This window comes from Cellulomonas sp. KU4C (genome assembly GCF_056868065.1).
This window is the reverse complement of sequence record NZ_CP200322.1, coordinates 1,578,930-1,599,941: the sequence shown is the minus strand read 5'-3', so window position 1 is coordinate 1,599,941 and position 21,012 is coordinate 1,578,930. Positions and strand designations below refer to the sequence as shown.

Annotated in this window: 20 protein-coding genes and 2 pseudogenes; all 22 read right to left on the bottom strand. The window is 73.9% G+C overall.

The features are described from left to right. Positions 1 to 24 precede the first annotated feature (24 nt). The 22 genes and pseudogenes from AC1VL8_RS07615 to AC1VL8_RS07510 all read right to left on the bottom strand — a co-directional run bounded on the left by AC1VL8_RS07615 (position 25) and on the right by AC1VL8_RS07510 (position 21,007). A complete protein-coding gene (locus AC1VL8_RS07615; RefSeq protein WP_483074735.1) occupies positions 25 to 1,746 on the bottom strand; it encodes a methyl-accepting chemotaxis protein in 1,722 nt (573 codons plus the stop codon). A 175-nt stretch (positions 1,747 to 1,921) separates the two neighbouring features. Beyond that, positions 1,922 to 3,514: a methyl-accepting chemotaxis protein gene (locus tag AC1VL8_RS07610; protein WP_483074734.1), complete on the bottom strand. Its 1,593-nt coding sequence runs from the start codon at positions 3,512 to 3,514 to the stop codon at positions 1,922 to 1,924. A 219-nt stretch (positions 3,515 to 3,733) separates the two neighbouring features. Continuing rightward, a complete protein-coding gene (locus AC1VL8_RS07605) occupies positions 3,734 to 4,150 on the bottom strand; it encodes a chemotaxis protein CheW (RefSeq protein WP_389232737.1) in 417 nt (138 codons plus the stop codon). Then, on the bottom strand, positions 4,147 to 5,541 hold the full coding sequence (locus tag AC1VL8_RS07600; RefSeq protein ID WP_483074733.1) for a chemotaxis protein CheA: 1,395 nt from the start codon (positions 5,539 to 5,541) through the stop codon (positions 4,147 to 4,149). The genes AC1VL8_RS07605 and AC1VL8_RS07600 overlap by 4 nt, the downstream gene beginning before the upstream one ends. 31 nt (positions 5,542 to 5,572) lie before the next feature. Further along, positions 5,573 to 6,541 (bottom strand): Hpt domain-containing protein, encoded by a 969-nt coding sequence (locus tag AC1VL8_RS07595; RefSeq protein WP_483076208.1) that lies wholly within the window; start codon positions 6,539 to 6,541, stop codon positions 5,573 to 5,575. Positions 6,542 to 6,715: 174 nt separating this feature from the next. After that, positions 6,716 to 7,144, bottom strand: coding sequence for a carbon storage regulator CsrA (csrA, locus tag AC1VL8_RS07590; protein ID WP_483074732.1), 429 nt, complete (start codon positions 7,142 to 7,144; stop codon positions 6,716 to 6,718). A gap of 334 nt (positions 7,145 to 7,478) precedes the next feature. Beyond that, positions 7,479 to 8,747: a hypothetical protein gene (locus AC1VL8_RS07585; RefSeq protein WP_483074731.1), complete on the bottom strand. Its 1,269-nt coding sequence runs from the start codon at positions 8,745 to 8,747 to the stop codon at positions 7,479 to 7,481. Beyond that, a pseudogene (locus AC1VL8_RS07580) lies at positions 8,725 to 10,789 on the bottom strand (flagellar biosynthesis protein FlhA). Before AC1VL8_RS07580 ends, AC1VL8_RS07585 begins: the two are co-directional and overlap by 23 nt. 64 nt (positions 10,790 to 10,853) lie before the next feature. Beyond that, positions 10,854 to 11,939, bottom strand: a complete 1,086-nt coding sequence (locus AC1VL8_RS07575; protein WP_483076207.1) for an EscU/YscU/HrcU family type III secretion system export apparatus switch protein — start codon at positions 11,937 to 11,939, stop codon at positions 10,854 to 10,856. Between the two features lie 96 nt (positions 11,940 to 12,035). After that, positions 12,036 to 12,794 carry a flagellar biosynthetic protein FliR gene (locus tag AC1VL8_RS07570; protein WP_389232752.1) on the bottom strand — a complete coding sequence of 253 codons (759 nt, stop codon included), beginning with the start codon at positions 12,792 to 12,794 and terminating at the stop codon, positions 12,036 to 12,038. 6 nt (positions 12,795 to 12,800) lie between these two features. After that, positions 12,801 to 13,073, bottom strand: a complete 273-nt coding sequence (gene fliQ / locus AC1VL8_RS07565) for a flagellar biosynthesis protein FliQ (RefSeq protein WP_389232755.1) — start codon at positions 13,071 to 13,073, stop codon at positions 12,801 to 12,803. Beyond that, a complete protein-coding gene (gene fliP, locus AC1VL8_RS07560; RefSeq protein ID WP_483074730.1) occupies positions 13,073 to 13,933 on the bottom strand; it encodes a flagellar type III secretion system pore protein FliP in 861 nt (286 codons plus the stop codon). The genes fliQ and fliP overlap by 1 nt, the downstream gene beginning before the upstream one ends. After that, a complete protein-coding gene (locus tag AC1VL8_RS07555; protein WP_483074729.1) occupies positions 13,930 to 14,628 on the bottom strand; it encodes a FliO/MopB family protein in 699 nt (232 codons plus the stop codon). The genes fliP and AC1VL8_RS07555 overlap by 4 nt, the downstream gene beginning before the upstream one ends. Then, positions 14,628 to 15,344 carry a flagellar motor switch protein FliN gene (gene fliN, locus AC1VL8_RS07550; protein ID WP_483074728.1) on the bottom strand — a complete coding sequence of 239 codons (717 nt, stop codon included), beginning with the start codon at positions 15,342 to 15,344 and terminating at the stop codon, positions 14,628 to 14,630. Before fliN ends, AC1VL8_RS07555 begins: the two co-directional genes overlap by 1 nt. Continuing rightward, complete coding sequence (locus tag AC1VL8_RS07545) at positions 15,344 to 16,279, bottom strand: FliM/FliN family flagellar motor switch protein (protein WP_389232767.1); 936 nt, start codon at positions 16,277 to 16,279, stop codon at positions 15,344 to 15,346. Before AC1VL8_RS07545 ends, fliN begins: the two co-directional genes overlap by 1 nt. Positions 16,280 to 16,489: 210 nt before the next feature. Then, the gene (locus AC1VL8_RS07540) at positions 16,490 to 17,014 is read right to left on the bottom strand and encodes a flagellar basal body-associated FliL family protein (RefSeq protein ID WP_483074727.1); all 525 of its coding nucleotides are present in this window, start codon (positions 17,012 to 17,014) and stop codon (positions 16,490 to 16,492) included. Between the two features lie 5 nt (positions 17,015 to 17,019). Beyond that, positions 17,020 to 17,217, bottom strand: a complete 198-nt coding sequence (locus tag AC1VL8_RS07535; protein WP_483074726.1) for a hypothetical protein — start codon at positions 17,215 to 17,217, stop codon at positions 17,020 to 17,022. Next, positions 17,145 to 17,936: a flagellar motor protein MotB gene (locus tag AC1VL8_RS07530; RefSeq protein WP_483074725.1), complete on the bottom strand. Its 792-nt coding sequence runs from the start codon at positions 17,934 to 17,936 to the stop codon at positions 17,145 to 17,147. The genes AC1VL8_RS07535 and AC1VL8_RS07530 overlap by 73 nt, the downstream gene beginning before the upstream one ends. Then, entirely contained in the window at positions 17,933 to 18,700 is a 768-nt protein-coding gene (locus AC1VL8_RS07525) for a motility protein A (RefSeq protein ID WP_389232776.1), read from the bottom strand. The genes AC1VL8_RS07530 and AC1VL8_RS07525 overlap by 4 nt, the downstream gene beginning before the upstream one ends. Position 18,701: 1 nt before the next feature. Beyond that, positions 18,702 to 19,031, bottom strand: coding sequence for a flagellar FlbD family protein (locus AC1VL8_RS07520; RefSeq protein ID WP_483074724.1), 330 nt, complete (start codon positions 19,029 to 19,031; stop codon positions 18,702 to 18,704). A 272-nt stretch (positions 19,032 to 19,303) separates the two neighbouring features. After that, positions 19,304 to 20,499, bottom strand: a pseudogene (locus AC1VL8_RS07515) (flagellar hook protein FlgE). A 34-nt stretch (positions 20,500 to 20,533) separates the two neighbouring features. After that, on the bottom strand, positions 20,534 to 21,007 hold the full coding sequence (locus AC1VL8_RS07510) for a flagellar hook capping FlgD N-terminal domain-containing protein (RefSeq protein ID WP_483074723.1): 474 nt from the start codon (positions 21,005 to 21,007) through the stop codon (positions 20,534 to 20,536). Positions 21,008 to 21,012: the final 5 nt, after the last annotated feature.

Sequence of the window (21,012 nt, the reverse complement as noted above, 5' to 3'; positions counted from 1 at the left end):
GGGTCCGGGGCCGTCGTCGGGCGCTCAGTAGCGGAAGTTCGCCACGCGGGTGCGCAGGTCCTCGGACATGCGGGCCATCTCGGCGATGGCGCCACCCATCTGGTTGAGGGTCTGCGAGGACTCCGCCGCGGCCGAGGCCACGCCGGTGATGTTCGTGGCGATCTCGCCCGACCCGGTCGCGGCCTCCGCGACGGAGCGGGACATCTCGTTGGTCGTGGCGGTCTGCTCCTCCACGGCCGAGGCGATGGTGAGCTGGTAGTCGTTGATGCTCGCGATGATGTGGCTGATCTCGCCGATCGCGGTCACCGCGGCCCCGGTGTCGGCCTGGATCGCCTCGACCCGGCGGACGATGTCCTCCGTGGCCTTGGCGGTCTCCTGCGCCAGCTCCTTGACCTCGCCCGCGACGACCGCGAAGCCCTTGCCGGCCTCACCGGCACGGGCGGCCTCGATCGTCGCGTTCAGGGCCAGCAGGTTCGTCTGCTCGGCGATGCTCGTGATCGCCTTCACCACGTTGCCGATCTCCTGGCTCGAGACGCCGAGCCGGGTGACCTGGTCGTTGGTCGCCGCGGCGACGTCCGTGGCCTGACCCGCGACCTTCGCGGCCTGCGAGGAGTTCTGCGCGATCTCCCGGATGCTGGCGCCCATCTGCTCGGCGCCCGCGGCCACGGTCTGCACGTTGCGGGACACCTGCTCCGCGGCCGCCGCGACGACCCCGGCCTGCGCCGACGTCTCGTCCGAACCCGCGACCACCTGGTGCGACGCCGCCGACAGCTCCTCGGCCGCCGCCGCCACCGTCTGCGCGGTCTCGACCACGCCGGCGATCGTCGCGCGGAGGTTCTCCTGCGCGCGGGTCAGCGACCGGGACATCTGGCCGAGCTCGTCGGTCGAGTCCACCTGCGGGGTGACCGTCAGGTCGCCCTCGGCCATCGCCTCGACCGCGCGCTGCACCTCGGTGACCTGGCGGCGGATCATGCCCGCGATGACCATGCCGACGGCCGTCACGAGCAGCACGCCCGCGACCAGCACCACGACGAGGATCGTCGAGCCCGAGCGCGCCTCGGCCGCGGCGGAGTCCGCCACGGTCTCGAGGTAGTCCGCGGCCGAGACCTCGGCGGTCTCCAGGCCGGTGATCATCGCGTCGATCGCGACCTGCGCGTCGCCGTTCGTGATCCGGTCGAACTCGACGTCGTCTCCGGAGAACGCGGCCGGGACCAGCTGCTCGTCCCGGATCTGCTGCCACTGGGCCCAGGCCGCCTTGAAGTCCTCCCAGCCGGGCACGACGACCTCGCCGATGCCGACCTCGAACGCGTCCGCCGCGGCCTGCAGGTCGGCGTCGGTCCCGGCGATCTTGTCCAGCTGCTCCTGCTGCTGCGCGTCGGTCTCGGTCACCCCCGCCGCGGCCTGGGCGATCAGCATCCGCGCCTTGATCTCCTCCTGGTGCACCACGGAGATCGGGCCGATCACGTTCTTGCTCACCGACTGCACGGACGCGGTGCTCGCGGCCAGGTCGTTCATCCGCAGCGCGGCGAACGTCCCGGTCGCGGCGACCACCACGACGACCAGCGCGATCAGCTGGAGGATCTTGGTGCGGACGCCGCGGTTGGCGAACCAGGCGGTGCCGCGGCGGGTGGTGCGGGCCGCGGGCGCCGCGGGTCGCGCGGGACCGCCCGCGCCGCGGGGGGTCGGGACGTGGCCGAGCGCCGTCGCACGGATCGGCGCCGTCCTCGTCGTCGTGGAGACGCTCATGATCGGGTCCTTCTGGTCGGTGGGTGGGGTCCCCTGCTGCGCGTCTGATCGGCCGCTGCGCACCCGCTGTGAGCGGCGGCCGGGGTGAAGACCCGCACGACGACGCAGGTGAGCCCCGCCCGGCGCGCCCGCGAGGGGTGCGCCGGACGGGGCTCGTCCGGGGTCGGGCGCCCGGTCAGTAGGCGAACCGGGAGACCCGCGTGCGCAGGTCCTCCGACAGCCGCGCGAGCTCGCCGATGGAGTCGCCCATCTGCCCGAGCGTGGTGGAGCTGCCCGCCGCGGAGGTGGCGACGCCGGTGATGTTCGTGGCGATCTCGCCGGAGCCCGTGGCGGCCTCGGCCACCGAGCGGGACATCTCCGTGGTGGTCGCCGTCTGCTCCTCCACCGCCGAGGCGATGGTGAGCTGGTAGTCGTTGATGCTCGCGATGATGTGGCTGATCTCGCCGATCGCCGTCACCGCCGCACCCGTGTCGGCCTGGATGGCCTCGACGCGGCGGACGATGTCCTCCGTGGCCTTCGCGGTCTCCTGCGCCAGCTCCTTGACCTCACCGGCCACGACCGCGAAGCCCTTGCCCGCCTCGCCGGCCCGGGCGGCCTCGATGGTCGCGTTCAGGGCCAGCAGGTTGGTCTGCTCGGCGATGCTCGTGATCGCCTTGACCACGTTGCCGATCTCCTGGCTGGACTCGCCCAGGCGGGTGACCTGCTCGTTCGTCGCCGCGGCGACGTCCGTGGCCTGACCCGCGACCTTCGCCGCCTGCGACGCGTTCTGGGCGATCTCCCGGATGCTCGCGCCCATCTGCTCGGCGCCCGCGGCGACCGTCTGCACGTTGCGCGACACCTGCTCCGCCGCCGCGGCCACGACACCGGCCTGCGCCGACGTCTCGTCCGAGCCCGCCACGACCTGGTGCGACGCCGCCGACAGCTCCTCCGCCGCCGCCGCCACCGTCTGCGCCGTCTGCGCGACGCCCGAGACGACCTCGCGCAGGCTGGTCTGGGCGGTGTCCAGGGAACGCGCCATGTCGCCGAGCTCGTCGACGCTGGACACCTGGGCCCGCACCGTCAGGTCGCCGCGCGCCATCGCCTCGAGCGCACCCCGGACCTGGCCGGCGTCCCGCGTCAGGCGTCGGGCCACGGAGAACCCGAGCACCAGCACCACGACCATGCCGACCACCAGGATCGCCGCCGTCGTGACCAGGGTCCGCGACACCGTCGAGCCGGCCTCCGCCGCGCTCGCGTCGGCGACCTCGGCCACCGAGGCGTTCTCGAGCGCGATCGCGTCCGCCGCCACGGTCGTCTGCGGCAGGATCTCCGCGCGGTACAGCGCCGCGGCACCCGCCACGTCGCCGGAGTCCGCCAGCGGGAACAGCTCGTCCTGCGCGATCCGGACCATCTCGGACCAGCCGGAGTCGAAGTCGGCCCACGCCTGGTCGTTCACCACCAGGTCGTCGTAGGCGGCACGCTGCTCGGTGATCTTCGCGACGTACTCGTCGAGCTGGTCGCGCAGGTCCCCGCGGACCTCCTCCGACGCCGCCGGGTACTCGACCATCCGCGCACGGCCGGCCTGCAGGGCCCGCTGGAGGTCGCTGATCTGCCCGAGCTGGGCGACGTAGCCGCTGGTCTCGCCGACGTCGCCGCGCAGCTGGGTCAGGCTCGTGCCGGCGGCCACGACCACGGCCACGCCGACGAGCCCGGAGGCGGCCACGAGGCCGAGGACCTTGGCGGCGATGGACAGCCGCAGACCGCGGGGGCGGTCGGAGGGGTGGGACATGGACGCTCCTGTGCGTAGGCCGGCGCCCCCGCATCCGTGCAAGGGCCCCACCGGCGCTGTTCGCTCCACCCGATCGGCCGGGTGCTTTCACCCATGACCCAGGTCCCGGGTGATCTGGGTCACGTCCGTGCCGGGCCGTTCCCGGGGCACGCAGCGCAGCGCCCTGCCCGGCACACCGAGGGTGTGTCGGGCAGGGCGCTCCGGCGTGCGGCGCGGAGGTCAGGCAGCCGTGGCCTGGTCCACGTCCAGGACCAGCAGCAGCCGGCCGTCGAGCTTGTGCGCGCCGAGGATCAGCGGGCGCAGCGCGGCGTCCAGCGTCTCCGGCGGGGCCTCGAACGTCTCGGGGCCGACCTCCATGACGTCACCGATCTCGTCGACCAGCAGGCTCACGGGCTCCCCCGCGACCTGCACGACGACCATCATCGGCTCCGCGTCCTCGCCCAGCGGCTCCAGGCCGAGGCGGGGACGAAGGTCGACCGTGAGGACGACCTGACCACGCAGGTTCACGAGGCCGGCGACCCCGGGCGGGGCCAGCGGCACGCGGGTGCGGACGTGCGAGCGCAGCGCCTCCTGCACCCGGGTGACGTCGACCCCGTACAGGCTCCCGCCGAGGGTGAACGTGACGTACTGGCTCATCGGGTGGCTCCCACCAGCTCGGACCCGCCGACCTGCGTCGGGAGGTCGTCGTACGTGGAGCGGTGCTCGGGCCGCTCGTCGTAGAACGCCGCGTCGGCGGCGAGGATCGCGCGGCGCACGTCCAGCAGCTCGGTGACCTTCTCCCCGAGCACCGTGGAGCCGACCAGGCCGGCGTCCTCGATGTCGGAGTGCCGGGCCGAGTCGTCGTCGACGATGTCGACGATCTCCCGGACCACCAGGCCGACGCTGCGGCCCGCGCGGCTGTAGACCACCAGCAGCAGCTCGGAGGTGTCCTCCTGGCCGTACGCCCCGAGGATCCGGTCGAGCCGCGCGAGCGGCAGGATCGTCCCGCGGTACTGCACGACCTCGCGGCCACCCACGTACTCGACCTGCTCGGCCTGCACGTGCTCCAGGCGCGCGACCGACGCGAGCGGCATCGCGACCTGACGGCCGCCACCGATCCCGACGACCAGCACCTGCTGCACCTCGTGGTTCTCCGCGTGCCCGGCGTTGGCGTGGGCGTTCCGGGCGGCGACGTCGAGGTCCCCGGCCAGGGCGCGGCGCGCGATCGCCTGCACGTCGAGGATCAGCGCGACGTGGCCGTCGCCCAGCACCGTGGCGCCCGCGTACGCTCCGACCGCCTTGAGGCGGGCCGACAGCGGCTTGACCACGATCTCCTCGGTGTTCAGCACCCGGTCCACCAGCATGCCGAAGCGCTGCTGGTCGGACTGCACGACCGCGATGACCGCGTTCTCCGACCGCGAGCCGTCGACCTCGAGCACCGAGGACAGCGACACCAGCGGCAGCAGCTCGCCCCGCAGGCGGTACACCGGGGCCTCGTGGATGTGCTCGATGCCGGACTCCGAGCGCTGCGAGTCCAGGGCCACGAGCTCCAGCAGGTTGACCTGCGGGATGGCGTACAGGTCGCCCGCCGCCTCCACGGTCAGCGCCGGCATGATCGCCAGCGTCAACGGGATGCGCAGCCGCCAGGCCGTGCCCCGCCCGACGACCGACTCGACCTCGACGGCACCGCCGATGGCCTCGATCTTGGTGCGGACCACGTCCATGCCGACGCCGCGGCCGGACACGTTCGTCACGGCCTCCGCGGTCGAGAACCCCGGCAGGAACAGCAGCTGCAGCAGGTCGGCCTGACCCATCGCGGTGACTTGGTCGGCGGTGCGCAGGCCCTTCTGGACCGCCTTCGCGCCGATCTTCTCGGGGTCGATGCCCCGACCGTCGTCCGCGACCTCGACGACGACCTGGCCGCTCGCGTGGTAGGCCCGCAGGGCGAGGACGCCCTTCGGGGCCTTGCCCGCGGCGACGCGGTCCTCGACCGACTCGATGCCGTGGTCGACCGCGTTGCGCACCAGGTGCGTCAGCGGGTCCTTCACGGCCTCGAGCAGGCTGCGGTCGAGCTCGGTGTCACCACCGGAGAAGCTCGAGCTGCACCTCGCGGTGGCAGGCGGCCGCGATGTCGCGCACCATGCGCGGCATCTTCGACCACAGGTGCTCGATGGGCTGCATGCGGGTCTTCATGACCCCCTCCTGCAGCTCACCGGCGATGAGGTTCAGGCGCTGCGCGGAGCGGGCGAGGTCGACGTCCTCGGTCCCACCCGCCAGGCGGCTGATCTGGTTGCGGGCCAGCACGAGCTCGCCGACCTGGCGCATGAGGGCGTCGAGCAGCTCGACGTCTACCCGGATCGACGCGTCCGCGGCGCCGCCGCGCAGGGTGCCGAGCTCCTCGGGCGCGGCGGCCGGCGCGGGGGCCGGTGCCGGTGCGGGAGTGGCGGCGACCGGCGCGGGGGCCGGGGCGGCCGGTGCCGCAGCGGCGGGCGCCGGGGCCGGCGGGGTCTCGACCACCGGGGTCTCGGCGACCGGCGCCTCGGCGACCGGCGCGGGGGCCGGCTCCGGGACGCGCGGCGTCGGGACGTCGGCGGCGACCGGGGCCACGACGGGCTCCGCCACCGGCTCGGCGGCCGCGGGGGCCGGGGCCTCGGCGGCTGCCGCGGACGGGTCGACGGCCTGGATGGCCTCGATCGCCGCGATCACCGCGTCGATCTCCACCTCGCCCTCGCCGCCCTGCAGCTCGATGACGCGCAGGATCTCGCGGATGTTGTCCACGAGACGCAGCAGCACGTCCGTCGTCGGCTGGTCCATCGACCGGCGCCCGTCGCGCAGCTCGACCAGGAGGTTCTCGCCCGCGTGGGCGACCCGCTCCAGGCGCGAGAACGCGAGGAAACCGCTGGTTCCCTTGATCGTGTGGATCGTCCGGAACACGCTCGCGATCAGCGAGCGCGATCCTGGTTCGCTCTCCAGGGCCACCAGGTCCTGGTCGAGCTGGTCGAGGTTCTCATGGCTCTCGACCAGGAACTCGCGGACGATCTCGTCCATGTCCTCCACTGCTGCCTCCTCGCGGGCTGGCCCCGTCTGAGGTGAGGATCGGCGGGCCGGGAGGTTGCGTGAGGCTTTTGGGCGGGGCACCGGTCCGCGGGACGGGTGAGAACCGCTCGGTCACCCGGGCGGGTGAACGCCCGGGCCGGCGGGCAGCGCGGGCCCGCGCTGCCGTCAGCGGCGGGGTCGGTGCTCGCCGGGGCGGCCGGGTGCGCGCGGCACGGGGGTCGCGCGGGGGGCCGGGGTGGCGGGAGCGGCGGCGTCGGTCGGCGCTGCGGCCGTGTCGCCGGTCGGCGCGGGGTCGGTCGGCGCGGCGGCGGGCGCGGGCTCGGCGGGCGCGTCGGCGGCGGGCGCGGGCGGGGTCGTCGGGTTCAGCAGCCCGCGCAGGGACTCGACCGCCTCGTCGCCGGCGTCGGTCGCCGCGTCGGTGGCGGCCACGTTCGCGGCGGTGACGGCCTCGAGGACCTCGGCGCGGTGCACGGACACGGACCGCGGGGCGTCGATGCCCAGGCGGACGCCGTCGCTGCGGACCTCGATCACGGTCACGACGATGTCGTCCCCGATCACGAGCCGCTCTCCGACCCGCCTGCTCAGCACCAGCATGGCGCCGACCCTACCTGCCGCCGCCCCGACACCCCCACCGCCGCGCCCACCCCGGACACGGACCCGCCCCCGTCCCCGCCCCCTGGGACGCCGAGACAGGACCTCCCGCCCGAGATGGGGCCCCCGGACGCCCCATCTCGACGCGGAGGTCCTGTCTCGGCGGCATCCATGGGGCGCGCGGGTGGGGCGCGCGGGTGGGGCGCCCCGGCCACCCGGCTCCGTTGGCCGGCACCGAGATCGCACCTCCCGCCCGAGAGGGGGCCTCCGGACGCCCCATCTCGACGCGGAGGTCCTGTCTCGGCGCAACGGGCGGGCGGGGGGCGCGCCGCGGGGGTCAGCCCCAGACGGTGCCGGCGGGGAGGTGCTCGCCGAGGGCCGCGGCCCAGGCGACGCGGGACGCGGGGACCCCGTCGATCCACGCGACCGGCACGCCGAGGCCCAGGACGGTGCCGGGCTCGCTGGTCTCGAACAGGCCGCCGACCGCGAGGGCGTCGACCCGGCGCCGGGCGCCGACGGCGGCGATCCAGCGGACGCAGTCACGCGCCTTGCTGCGGGCGTCGATGACCCCCCACACCTGGTCCGGCGCGAGGGCGGCCAGCAGCTCGGCGGCGGCCTCCTCGCGGGCACGGCCCGGGCGGACGCCGAGGGCGACCACCGTCACCCCGTCGGACTCGGGCCGGTCGGTGCGCCACCGCTGGGCGGCGGCGGCGGACCCGAGGCGCCGTGCGGTCCCGGCGGCGTCCCCGTCGCCGGCGACCACGACCTCCCCCGACCCGGTGCGCAGGGCCAGCAGCTCGGCGACGCGGACCGCGTCCTCCGGCGGGCCGGCGACGACGAGCACGCTGCCGGGGTCGCGGGGCTGCGGCGGCGCGGGGGGCACGGCGGCGAGCAGGCGGGACAGCTCGACGGGGCCGTCGCCGACGGCGGCGAGCAGCGCGGTCGGCACGCCGAGGTCCGCGAGCGCCGCGCGGGTGACGGCGCCCGGCGCCGCGGGGGTCTGCTCGACGGCGGGCGCGGCCGCCTGGGCGGGCAGCACCGACAGCCCCGGGCCGCCGACGACGGGCGCGGTGAACGGCTCGAAGGTGCGGGTCCCGGCGTCCGGCGCGTACCCGCCACCCGCCACCGCACCCGCCGCACCCGGTGCCACGGCCGGCGGCGGCACCTCGATCTGGTGGTCCGGGGCGACGGCGCCGGTCATCGCGCGCACCTGCTCCAGGACGGACGCGAAGGACTCCTCGCCGGTGGACACCCGCGGCCCGCGGGCCTCGGGGACCCCGCCGGGCGGCGCGGGCGCGAGGACGTCGGACCCCGCGGGGCCGTCGAACCCGTCGTCGGCCGCGTCGGCCGCGGCGAGCAGGGCGTCGATCCCGCCGACGCCCGCGGGCACGATCCCCCGGCGGCGCAGCAGGCTGGGCGTGCCGGCCGGCGCGGCGTCGGGCACGTCGATGGTGAGCTCGTAGCGCTCGCGGGCGAAGAACCCGGCGATCCCGCCGGTGCGGACCCGCTCGGCGCGGACGATCCGGGCGGTGGGCCCGAACTCCTCGCGCACGTGCACCATGAGCTCGGCCAGGTCGGCCCCCTCAAGCAGCAATCGCGTGGGCACCGCTGATCACCCCCACCGTCTCGATCCGGGTGCCGCCACCGGTCACCTCGGCGTAGGAGAGCACGGCGAGGCGGTCGAGCGCCAGGATGACGACCTTGCGCAGCGCCGGCCGCAGGGCGGGCGCGCACACCAGCACGACCGACCGGCCGGTCGCCTCGGCGTCCGTGACGGCGACGCGCAGCCGCTCCAGCATGGCCTCGAGGCGGGTGGGGTCGGTGACGATCTGGGTGCCGGAGTCCGACGGGCGCAGGGCCTCGACGAGCTCGCTGCTCGAACACCGGGTCGAGCGTGAGCACCCGGAGCACGCCGTCCTGCACGTACTGGGTGGACAGGGCCGGGCCGAGCGCGCCGCGGGCGGCCTCGATCAGACCCTCGGGGTCGGTGCCGACCTTGGCGCGCAGCGTCAGGGCCTCGTAGATCCGGCCGAGGTCGCGGATCGGGACCTCCTCGGCGAGCAGCCCCTGGAGCACGCGCTGCACCTCGCCGAGCGACATCAGGCCGGGCACGAGCTCCTCGACGACCGACGGGTTGACCTGCTTGACGCCCTCGGTGAGCACCCGGACGTCCTCGCGGCCCAGGAGGCGCGGGGCGTTCTTGGTGATGATCGAGCCGAGGTGGGTGATGAGCACGGACACCCGGTCGACGACGGTGGCGCCGGCCATCTCGGCGGCGTGCCGCAGCTCGGCGGCGACCCACTTGCCGGGCAGTCCGAACACGGGCTCGACCACGGACTGGCCGGGCAGCGCGGCGAGGTCGTCGCCGAGCGCGAGGATCCGGCCCGGGGGCACCTCGCCGCGGCCGACCTCGACGCCGGCGATCCGCACCACGTAGGTCGAGCGGGGCAGGTCGACGGAGTCGCGGGTGCGGACCGGCGGGACGACGATGCCGAGCTCCATCGCGATCTTGCGGCGCAGGCCGCGGACGCGGTGCAGCAGGTCCTGGTCGGGGCCGTTGCCGACCATGTCGACCAGGTCGGGCGCGAGCAGGATCTCGAGGGTGTGCACGCGCATCTGCTCGATGAGCGCCTCGGGGGTGTCGTTGGACGTGGGCGCGGCGGTCGCGGTGGACGCGGCGGCGGACTCGGCGTCCTTGGCCTCCTTGGCCGCGGTGGCCTTGATCCGCTGCGCGACGACGAGCAGCGTGCCGCCGACGAGCACGAACGGCAGCTTCGGCATCCCGGGCAGCAGCGCCAGGGCGATCGCGCCGCACCCGGCGATCAGCAGGGCGGTGCGGGACTGGCCGAGCTGCTTGGACGCCGCGGTGCCCATGTCGCCCTCGGCGGTGGCGCGGGTGACGACGATGCCGGTGGAGACGGACAGCAGCAGGGCGGGGATCTGGGTGACCAGGCCGTCGCCGATGGTGAGCAGGCTGAACTTCTCCAGCGCCTCGGGGAACGTGAGGCCCATCTGCATGATGCCGATGACGAAGCCGCCGACGAGGTTGATGACCGTGATGATGATGCCGGCGATCGCGTCGCCCTTGACGAACTTGGACCCACCGTCCATCGCCCCGTAGAAGTCGGCCTCGGCGGTGACGTCCGCGCGGCGCTTGCGGGCGGTGTCCTCGTCGATCAGGCCGGAGTTCAGGTCGGCGTCGATGGCCATCTGCTTGCCGGGCATCGCGTCGAGGGTGAACCGCGCGCCGACCTCGGCGACGCGGCCGGCGCCGTTGGTGATGACGACGAACTGGATGACGACGAGGATCAGGAAGATCACCAGGCCGATGACGAGCGAGCCGCCGACGACGAAGTGGCCGAACGCGTCGATCACCGCGCCCGCGTAGCCGTCGCGCAGCACCAGCCGGGTGGACGCGACGTTCAGCCCCAGCCGGAACAGCGTGAACACGAGGATCAGCGACGGGAACACGCTGAAGTCCAGCGGCCGCTGCACGTACATGCTGGTGAGCAGGATGACCAGGGACGCCGTGATGTTCACGGCGATCAGGACGTCGAGCAGCGCCGCGGGCAGCGGCACCACGAGCAGCAGCACGATGCCGACCACGCCCACCGGGACGGCGAGCTGGGCGATCTGCCGGTTCTTCATCGCTGGACCTCATTCACGGGGTGGAGCGGGAGCGGGAGCGGGTGCGGGGTGCGGGCGGCGGCGCTCATGCGCTCGCCTGCGCCGCGTCGCGGGCCTCGGCCTTGTCGGCGCGGGCCCGGCGCCGTGCGGCGGCCACGGTGGTCGGGACGTCCTCGGGGGCGACCGAGCCGCCCGGGATGGTGTGCTTGCCGAGCGCGGCGCCGCGCCGCTTCAGCTGCATGACGAACGCCAGCACGCGGGCGACGGCGGAGAACAGGTACGCGGGGATCTCCTGGTCCACGGCGCACGCGGCGTGCAGCGCGCGGGCCAGCGGGATGTCCTCGACCATCGGGACGCGGTGCTCGGTGGCCTGCTCGCGGATCTTGCCCGCGACGGCACCGGCGCCCTTGGCGACGAGGCGCGGGGCACCGCCGCCGGGGACGTACTTCAGGGCGACGGCGACGTGGGTCGGGTTGACGATCACCACGTCCGCGTCGGCGACCGCGGCCATCATGCGGTTGCGGCTCATCGCCATCTGCTTGGACCGGATGTGGCCCTTGACCAGCGGGTCGCCCTCGGTGCGCTTGTTCTCCTCCTTGATCTCCTGGCGGGACATGCGCGTCTGCTTGCGGTTGCGCTTCATGACGACGAGCACGTCGATCGCCGCGAGCAGCACGCCCGCCGCGATGCCCCAGACCAGGAGCTGCTTGATGCCCGAGCCGGCCACCGCGAGCATGTGCTCGAGGGGGATCCGGCCGGTGCCCATCAGCTGCGGGACGAGCGCCTGCACGGCCAGGTAGAGCACCATCCCGACGACCGCGGTCTTCAGCAGCGTCTTGGCGCCCTCCCACCAGGCCTGCCCGCCGAACAGCCGCTTCACGCCGGAGACCGGGTTGAACTGCTGGACGTTGGGCTTCATCTTCTTCACGTGCACGCCGCCCTGGGCGACGGCCACGACGATGACCGTGAGCGCGACGACCGCGAGCATCGGGGCGATGGTGCCGACCACGGACCACAGGCCGTCGCCGAGCAGCTCGGTGACCGTGCCGGCGTCCGGGGACGCGATGGCCTGGGTGACGGCGTGCAGCTGCTGCTGGGCCGCCTCGGAGCCGCGGCTCACGGTGCCGGGCAGCATGACGGCCGCGGCGGTGAGGCCGAGCCACGCGGACAGGTCCTGGGACCGGGAGAAGCTTCCCGTCCTCGTGGACCTTCTTCATCCGCTGGGCTGTGGCCTTCTCGGACTTCTCCCCCGCGTCCCCGCCGCCGCTCACGAGGCCACCTTCATCATGGCCTCGACGGCGTGCTGCGCGAGGTTGTTCACGACGCCCGGCAGCGCCAGGTACGCGAACCCGGCGAACGTGACGGTCATCAAGATCTTCAGCGGGAAGCCCATCGCGAACGCGTTCAGCGCGGGCGACACCCGGGTCAGCAGGCCGAGGCCCGCGTCGGTGAGGAACAGCACGACCAGCAGCGGGCCGCCGATCTGCAGGGCCGCGAGGAACATGTCGGTCAGCCCCGTGGTGACCGCCGAGGCCATCTTCGTGAGGTCGAGGCCGGCGCCGACGGGCACCGCGTCGAACGACCGGGCCAGGCCCGCGACCAGCACCTGGTAGGCGCCGGAGACGAACAGCAGCACCAGGCAGGTCATGTTGTAGAGCCGGGCGAACTGCGCGCCGGACGTCATGTTCTGCGGGTCGAACGCCTGGGCGAGCTGGAACCCGCCGAACAGGTCGATGAGGTTGCCCGCGGCCTGCACGGCGGCGAACAGCAGCGACACCAGGAACCCGAGCGCGGCGCCGACCGTGGCCTCCAGGACGAGCGCCCCGACGAACTGCCCCGTGCTCGCGGTCGCCGCGAGGTCCAGCCGCGGCAGGACGGCCAGGGCCAGCCCCACCGACAGCATGGCCTTCACGGCGCCCGGGATGCCGCGGTGCGCGAACGGCGGTGCCACGGCGAAGAACGCGGCGAACCGCACTCCCGCGAGCATCGCGGTCTGCACCGCGGCCAGGGACAGGGTCAGGTCCATCGCGCGTCAGCCGCCCAGCAGGCTGGGGATGCGGGCGAACAGCTGCTCGGTGAACGACACCAGCTCGGCGATCATCCAGTGCCCGCAGACCAGCAGGGCGAGGGCGGCGGCGATGGCCTTCGGGACGAAGGACAGCGTCACCTCCTGGATCTGGGTGACCGACTGCACCAGCGAGACCGAGAAGCCGACGACCAGCGCCGTGATGAGGACGGGCGCGCAGAGCTTGGCGGCGACGATCAGGGCGTCGAGACCGATGTCGAGGACGGCTGCGGTGTCCATCAGCCACCCCCGCCGGACGCGGCGCCGATGAGGGCGGTGACGATCAGGCCCCACCCGTCGACCAGCACGAACAGCAGCAGCTTGAACGGCAGCGAGACCATCACGGGCGGGAGCATCATCATGCCCATCGACATCAGCACCGAGGACACGACCAGGTCGATGACCAGGAACGGGATGAAGATGACGAACCCGATGATGAACGCGGACCGCAGCTCGGAGAGCATGAACGCGGGGATCAGCGTGAGCATCGGGACGGACGCGGCGTCCTCGGGGTTCGGCTGGTCGGCGGCGCGGGTGATCAGCGCCAGGTCCTGCTCGCGGGTGTGGCCGAGCATGTACTCGCGCAGCGGGCCCGAGCCGGCGTCGAGCGCCGTCTGGAAGTCCATGCTGCCGTCGAGGTAGGGCTGGACGGCCTCGGTGTTGACGTCGGACAGCACCGGGGCCATCACGAACAGGCTGAGGAACAGCGCGAGGCCGGCGATCACCTGGTTGGGCGGCACGGTCGTGAGGCCGAGCGCGTTCCGGGTGAGGGACAGCACCACGAAGATCTTGGTGAACCCGGTCATCATCAGCAGCAGCGACGGCGCGACCGACAGCAGCGTGATGCCGATGAGCACGACGAGCGAGCTGCCGGGGGTGCCGTTGACGCCGTTGATGGCGACGGAGACCTCGCCGGTGCCGGGCATCGCCGGGGCGGTGGGCGCGGCGGGGTCGGTCGGGGGCGTGGGCGCGGCGTGCGCGACGCCCGAGCCCAGCGCGACCATGACGACGGCCAGCGCGAGGACGGCGAGCAGCACGAGCGGCCACGTGCGGGCGCGGGAGGTGCGGGCGCGGGTGGGTCGGCCCAGGTCGGCGGTCACCGGCGCACCGTCCGCTCGCGCAGCACCGCGACGGCCTGCTTCCAGGTGGAGGGCGCCAGCACGGAGCCGTGCAGCGCACCGGCGCCGACGGGCTCGGCGACCCGCTCGACGCGGGCGGCGTCCTGCGGCCGGGCCGGGTCGACGGGGATGACGGCCGCGGCGGCCAGGGCGGCGGCGGCCGAGGCGGACGCGGCGGCCGTGGCGGACGCGGCGGCGGTGGCGGGCGTCGCCGGCGTGGCCGGGACGGCGCGCTCGGCGTCGGCCAGCACCTCGGCGAACGCGTCGCCGGCCGGGACCGCGCTGCGGGTGGCGCGGGCCGCCCGGGGCGTCCGGGGCGTGCGCGGCCCGCGGGGGGTCGGCAGCACGGCGGCGGCGAGCGCGCCGAGCGTCATCGGGGGCCCCGCGGGGGTCGTGTCGGCGGCGGGCGCGGGCACCTCGGCCGGCGCGGGCGCCAGCTCGGTGAGCATGGTGACGTTCTGCTCGCCGTAGCCGAGCAGCAGCCGGCGGTTGCCGACCGCGATCACGGCGACCCCGGCGTGGCGGCCGAGCGCCTGGCGCCCGACGACCTCGACGGCCGGGCCGGCGGGACGACGGCGCCCCTTGCCCCACCCGGCGCGGCGCGCGAGGACCCAGATGAGCCCGACCACGCACGCCAGCGCCAGGAGGACGCGCAGGCCCAGGACGGCGGTCTCCATCAGAGGGCGCCGTCCTCGCCACGCGCGATCTCGGTGATGCGGATGCCGAACTCCTCGTCGATCACGACGACCTCGCCGCGGGCGATCAGGCGGCCGTTGACCATGACGTCGGCGGGGCTGCCCGCGGCGCGGTCCAGCTCCAGCACGGCGCCGGGGGTCAGCTCGAGGACCTGGCGGACCGGCAGCTTGGTGCGGCCGAGCTCGGCGGTCAGCGTCATCTCGACGTCGTAGAGCACGTTCAGGCTGGCGCGCTGCGTCGGGACGCCGGGCACCGCGGCGGCGGGCTCACTGCGCAGACGCAGGCCGAACCAGGCCTGGATGCCGTCGTCGGTGGCCAGCGCGACCAGGTGCGCGTCGGCGGGCAGGGCGACGGCGACGGTCTCGGTGCGGGCGGCCTCGAGGACGCCGGCGCCGAGCTCGGCGACCGCGGCCTCCAGGGCGGGGCGCAGCGCGGCCGCGAGGTCCAGCGGGCTGCCGTCGGGGGCGCCGGCGGCCAGGGCCTCGCGGACGGCCTCGTCGGCGACGAGCACCACGTCGGCGCTGTTCGGGCCGACGAACGACGCGACGACCGCGAGGGCGTCGGCGTCGGGGCGCTGGCCGGCGGGGGCCGGGACCGGCATCAGGGGGGCGACGGCGGGCAGCAGGCGGGCAGCCGCGGTGGCGGCGGCGAGCGCGACGGCCGCGTCGGTGGCCTCGGCGGTGGGGACGGCGTTCATCAGTGCTTCTCCTCGACGGTGACGACCATGCAGGCGAGACGGGAGCCGTTGTTCCCGGCGGCGGCGCGTGCGAGCACGACACCGTCCACCACCACGTCGAGCGGCTGGGACGACGGGTGGGACAGGGGGACGACGTCGCCGACCGCGAGGTGCACGACGTCGCGGGGACGGACGACGACCGGCGCGAACCGGACGGCCACCTCGACGGGGACCTCCTCGACGGCGGCCTCCAGGTCGAGGACGGCGAGCTCGTAGGCGCGCTGGTCCTCGGCGGACCGGCCGCTCGCGCCGTCGGTCTGCCGGACGGCGGCGAGCAGGAGCTCGGCGGGGAACATGACGGTCGCGAGGTCCTCGCGCTCCCCCACGCGCATCTGGAACGTGGCGACGAGCACCGCGTCGGAGGCCGGGACGGCCTGCACGAACTGCGGGTTGTACTGCACGGTGCGCAGCGTGACGTCGAGCGGGGTCAGCGCGGAGAACGCGTAGCCGAGGTCGCCGAGGGCGGCCTGCATGACGCCGCGGAGCAGGGTGAGCTCGATCTCGGTGAGCTCGCGGTCCTCGCGGGCGTCGCCGCTGCCGGGGCCGCCGAGCAGGTAGTCGATCCACACCATCGTGGTGCTCACCGGCACCTGGACGACGGCGGTCTGCCGGCTCTGCTCGATCGTGCACAGCATCATCGCGGTGGTGCCCGGCAGGCCGCGCACGTACTCGTCGTAGGTGCTGAGGCTGAGGCCGTCCAGGTTGACCTGGGCCATCACCCGCAGGCGCGCCGTCAGCTGGTTGCCCCACTGCCGCGCGAACGTCTCGAAGGCCATCTCGAGCACGCGGGCGTGCTCGCGGGCCATCGTCATCGGACGACGGAAGTCGTAGGGCTCGGGGAGGTGGGTGCGTCGGCGCGAGCGCGCCGGGGCCTGACCCGTGGTGTGGACCGTCACGAGTTCCCTCATCGGCGCGCGAACGGGTGATGTGAGGGGTCTTCCCGCGAACATCTCCGCCCGCCGCCCTCCATGGGCCGCGCCTGCTGCGGAGCGATGTGGCGCCCTCCGTGGCGCCGTGGTTCACCGGCGGCCGACGGCCCTGGTCACAGGGCCGCCGGCGGCGGGTCGGACGGGTCGCGCGTCGCCGCGCGGGCCGTCACGGGTGGGTCACTGGGTGACGTAGTTCGTCAGATAGACGTCCATCACCTCTCCGTGGTACAGCTCCTCGAGCTCGACGAGGAACTCGTGCTTGAGGGTCTCGCGGGTCGCGGGGTCGCTGATCTCGGCCACGGTCCGGCCGGAGAACAGGGCGATCGCCGCGTCCACCGCCTTGCCGGGGTCGGGGTCGCCGTGCCCCCCGGCGTCGAGGGTCATCTGGAGCGAGAACCCGAGGCGCAGGTAGTGCCCCTGCGCGAGGTTCAGGCTGATGGGCTCGACCGCCACGACCGCGCCGGGCTCGGGCTCCGGCTCGGCCGCCTCGGCCTCGCCGCCGCCCGCCATGCCCAGGAAGTAGTACGCGGCCGCGCCGCCCAGGACCAGCACACCGGCGATGAGGCCGATGAACAGCTTCTTCTTGCTCTTCTTGACCGGTTCCGGCTCGGGCGCCGGGGCGTCCTTCTTGGCGCCGATCGCCCCGCCCTTGGCGCCGCCGATCTTCTGGCCGCCGCCGATCACACGCTGCTCGATGGGCATAGCCCCTACCCTCCCGTCACGTTGCCGGCTGCCACTGCGGGCAGCAGCGCGCGGACCGCCTCCGGTGCCGCGCTGAGAATCACCATGTCGACCCGCCGGTTGGCGGTCATCGCGTCCTCACCCGTCCCGTTCACGAGGGGTCGGGTGTCGCCGTAGCCCACCGCCTGGATGCGGGTGCCCGGCATGCCGTCGCGCTCCACCATGTGCCGGAGCACCTGGGTGGCGCGGTCGGACGACAGCTCCAGTTGGTCGCGTACCGCCCGGAGATCGGGACCGTGTTCGCGTGGCCCTCCACCGACACCGGCTCCTGCAGCGCGACGATCGTCGGCGAGGCCACGTCGAGGACGGACATCGCGGTCGGCGTCAGCTGCGCGGAGCCCTGGGCGAAGAACACGTCGTCGGCGACCAGGCCCAGCACGAGCCCGCGCTCGTCGACGCGGAACCGCACCGAGTCCTGCAGGTTCTGCGCGGTGAGCGCGGACAGGATCTGCTGCTTGACCTGCTCGAGGTGCGCGACCTCGGCCTGCGCGGCCGCGAGCACCGACGCGTCGACGGCCGCCTGGTCCGGCGCGACCTCGGGCGACGGGTTCGCCGCCTGCTCGCCGAGGCCGGTGTCCACGTCCACGATGCCGGCGGTGCCCTGCTCGGGGCCGTCGGTCGCGCCGGTGGTGCCGTCCATCACGCCGGCGCTGCCCTCGAGGGCCGCGCTGCTGATCGACCCCTCGCCGAAGCCCGCCGCCAGCGAGGACCGCAGCGCGATGTACTTCTCCTGGTCGACCTGGCTGATCGCGAACAGGACGATGAACAGCGCCATGAGCACCGTGATCATGTCGGAGTAGGAGACCAGCCACCGCTCGTGGTTGACGTGCTCCTCCTCGTGCCCGCCGCCCCGGCGACCCCGCCCGCGGCCGCCGGCGCTCACGCCGCTTCCTTCTCGGCGGGCTCGTCGGGCAGCAGGCTGCGCAGCCGCTCGCCGACGAGGCGCGGGTTCGCGCCGGCCTGGACGGCGAGGAGGCCCTCGAGGGTGACCTCCATCTGCGCGCACTCCAGGTCGGAGAACCGCTTGATCCGGGCGCCGATCGGCAGCCAGACCACGTTGGCGGACAGGATGCCCCAGAGGGTCGCGACGAACGCCGCGGCGATCGAGTGCCCGAGGGAGGCGGGGTCGGAGAGGTTCTCGAGCACGTGCACCAGGGAGATGACCGTGCCGATGATGCCGATGGTCGGCGCGTACCCGCCCATGTCGGCGAAGTACTTCGACCAGACCTTCTCCTTGGTCCGCTTGGTCGCGATCTTGTCCTCGAGGATCAGGCGCAGGTCGTCGGGGTCCGTGCCGTCGATGGCGGCCTGGAGGCCACCGCGCAGGAACGGGTCGTCGATGTCCTTCGCGGCGTCCTCGAGGGCCAGCAGGCCCTCGCGGCGGGCGCGGTCGGCCAGGTCGACCAGCGTGTCCACGGTCGTCGTCGGGTCGGGGACCTTGTTCATGAAGGCACGCGGCACGGCCTTGTAGGACGCGATCACGTCCTTCACGGTGTGCCCGGCGATGCCCACGCCGATCGTGCCGACCCACACCAGCAGCAGCGGTGCGGGCAGGAAGATCGACATCGGGTCGGCGCCCTCCATGAGGAGAGCACCGAAGATCGCGCCGAAGGCGACGACCAGGCCGATGAAACCGGCGGGATCCATCTCAGCGGCTCCTCGGTCGCAGGGGGACGGGGTCGGCGAGCGGGGTGTCCGCGTCGTCGTCGTCGGCCGCCCCGGCGTGGGGGGCCTGGTCGTCGGCGTCGCGGACGAGCTCGACGGCGGGGCTCGGGGAGGACTGGATCTCCTGGGCCCGGGCCAGCAGGTGGGCGCGGTGCTCGTTGACCCGCGCGATGACCTCGGCCATCGACTCCCGGACGATGTACTTCGTCCCGTCGATGAGGGTCAGGATGGTGTCGGGCGCGCTGTCGACGCGCTGGAGCAGGTCGGGGTTGACCCCGAACTGGGCCCCGTTCAGGCGCGTCACGATGATCACAGCGGTGTCCCGTCCCTGGTGGTGCGTGTGCGGCGCGGTGCGCCGCGGCGGCCCTTCCGTGGGCCGCTCCCCCCTCCCATCGGCTGGCGACGGGGACGGATGAGGCTTTCACGGGGCGACTGCGACGCCGGTGAGCGGACGTCGACGAGCCGGCGCAGTGCAGCCCAGAACGCCCGCACGGTGCAGTCTGTGCAGGTCAGAGCGTTGAGCGTCCGGGCCGTGACCCGGTCCCGGGTGCCCCGCCCGGACCGCGGCGGGGCACCCGGTGCGCGTCAGCGCTTGAGGTTGACGAGCCCTGCAGGACCTCGTCCGAGGTGGTGATCACGCGGGAGTTCGCCTGGAAACCGCGCTGGGCGATGATCAGCTGCGTGAACTCCGTGGACAGGTCCACGTTGCTCATCTCGAGCGAGCCGGAGGACAGCGTGCCGCGGCCGCCGGTGCCGGCGGTGCCGATCTGCGGGTCGCCGGAGTTCACCGTGGTCGTGAACAGCGAGCCGCCCGCCTTGGACAGACCGGCCGGGTTGGTGAACGACGCCAGCGCGATGCGGCCGAGCGACTGCTTGAGGCCGTTGCTGAACGAGCCCGTGATGGTGCCGTCGGAGCCCAGCGAGAACGACTCGAGGATGCCGGAGGCGTAGCCGTCCTGCTTGCCGGCCTTGATGGTGTCGACGCCGGCCATGCTGGTGACGCCGGCCAGGTCGACCGTGACGCCGCCGAGCGCGAACGTGGAGTTGCCGGTGGTCCCGTCGGTCCAGGTCAGGTTGCCCGAGCCGTCGAACGTCAGCGGCGTCGCGGCGTAGTTCGCGGTGCCGTCCGAGGCCGACATCGTCCAGCCGGTCGCCGTCTTGGTCATGGTCAGCTCGATCTCGCGCTTGGTGCCGATCGCGTCGAACGCGTCGACCTTGAGCGTCTTGACCGTGCCCGTGGCGGCGTCGGACTGCAGGTTGCCCGCGAACGGCGCCTGCGTCGTGGCGTTGGCCGGCATGACGGTGCCGACGCCCACGCGGATGTCGCCGACGGGGCCGCTGGTGTCCACGACACCGTTCACGGCGGCCCAGCCCTGGACGATCGCGCCGTCACCGGGCAGGACCATCTGGCCGCTGGAGTCGAAGTCGAACGAGCCGGCGCGCGTGTAGTACTGCTGCGTGCCCTGGCGGACGGTGAAGAAGCCGTCGCCCGAGATCATCATGTCGGTGCTGCGGCCGGTCAGCTGGGCCGCGCCCTGCGTGAAGCTGGTCGTGATGCCGGCGACCTGCACGCCGAGGCCGACCTGCGCCGGGTTCTGGCCGCCCTGGCCGCCCTGCGGCGCCGCGGCCGCGTTGAGCATCTGGCTCAGGGTGTCCTGGAACTGGATCTGGGACGCCTTGAAGCCGGTGGTGTTGACGTTGGCGATGTTGTTGCCGGTGACGTCGAGCATCGTCTGGTGGCTGCGCAGGCCGCTGATGCCGGAGAAGAGGGAGCGGAGCATGGTGGTTCCCTTCGGGAGGTGGTGAGCGGCCGCGTCAGGCGGCGGTGGCGGGGGTGGACTCGGGGGTGGTCTCGGGCGCGTCGGGTGCGCCTCCGGCCGGTCGGACGCCGGCGATCGAGTCGAGCGCGATCTTCTCCGCGCCGATGGCCAGGACGGGCACCGAGCCGGAGTAGTCGACGGAGTCGACGACGCCCGACTGGACCTTGCCGTCGGCGTCGGTCCAGGTGACCTGCTGGCCGACCAGGTCGGCGGAGGCCATCCGCATCTGCAGCGCGAACTGCTCGCGGGACGAGGCCTGGATCTCGGAGAGGGACTCCATCATCCCGAGCTGCGTGGTCTGGGCCATCATCTGGCTCGTGTCCATCGGGCTGCTCGGGTCCTGGTTGGCGAGCTGGGCGATGAGGAGCTGCAGGAACGTGTCCTTGTCCAGCTCCTTCTTGGGGGCGGTGCCGGCGGCCGCGTCGGTGCGCGCGGTCCCGAACGACGTCACCGGGATCTCGACGGTCATGGGGG

Coding starts and splice junctions, on each gene's coding strand:
- AC1VL8_RS07615 (WP_483074735.1), bottom strand. CDS start 1,746: ATGAGCGTCTCCACGACGACGAGGACGGCGCCGATCCGTGCGACGGCG.
- AC1VL8_RS07610 (WP_483074734.1), bottom strand. CDS start 3,514: ATGTCCCACCCCTCCGACCGCCCCCGCGGTCTGCGGCTGTCCATCGCC.
- AC1VL8_RS07605 (WP_389232737.1), bottom strand. CDS start 4,150: ATGAGCCAGTACGTCACGTTCACCCTCGGCGGGAGCCTGTACGGGGTC.
- AC1VL8_RS07595 (WP_483076208.1), bottom strand. CDS start 6,541: ATGGACGAGATCGTCCGCGAGTTCCTGGTCGAGAGCCATGAGAACCTC.
- csrA (WP_483074732.1), bottom strand. CDS start 7,144: ATGCTGGTGCTGAGCAGGCGGGTCGGAGAGCGGCTCGTGATCGGGGAC.
- AC1VL8_RS07570 (WP_389232752.1), bottom strand. CDS start 12,794: ATGGACCTGACCCTGTCCCTGGCCGCGGTGCAGACCGCGATGCTCGCG.
- fliQ (WP_389232755.1), bottom strand. CDS start 13,073: ATGGACACCGCAGCCGTCCTCGACATCGGTCTCGACGCCCTGATCGTC.
- AC1VL8_RS07555 (WP_483074729.1), bottom strand. CDS start 14,628: ATGGAGACCGCCGTCCTGGGCCTGCGCGTCCTCCTGGCGCTGGCGTGC.
- fliN (WP_483074728.1), bottom strand. CDS start 15,344: ATGAACGCCGTCCCCACCGCCGAGGCCACCGACGCGGCCGTCGCGCTC.
- AC1VL8_RS07540 (WP_483074727.1), bottom strand. CDS start 17,014: ATGCCCATCGAGCAGCGTGTGATCGGCGGCGGCCAGAAGATCGGCGGC.
- AC1VL8_RS07535 (WP_483074726.1), bottom strand. CDS start 17,217: ATGGTGGAGCGCGACGGCATGCCGGGCACCCGCATCCAGGCGGTGGGC.
- AC1VL8_RS07525 (WP_389232776.1), bottom strand. CDS start 18,700: ATGGATCCCGCCGGTTTCATCGGCCTGGTCGTCGCCTTCGGCGCGATC.
- AC1VL8_RS07510 (WP_483074723.1), bottom strand. CDS start 21,007: ATGACCGTCGAGATCCCGGTGACGTCGTTCGGGACCGCGCGCACCGAC.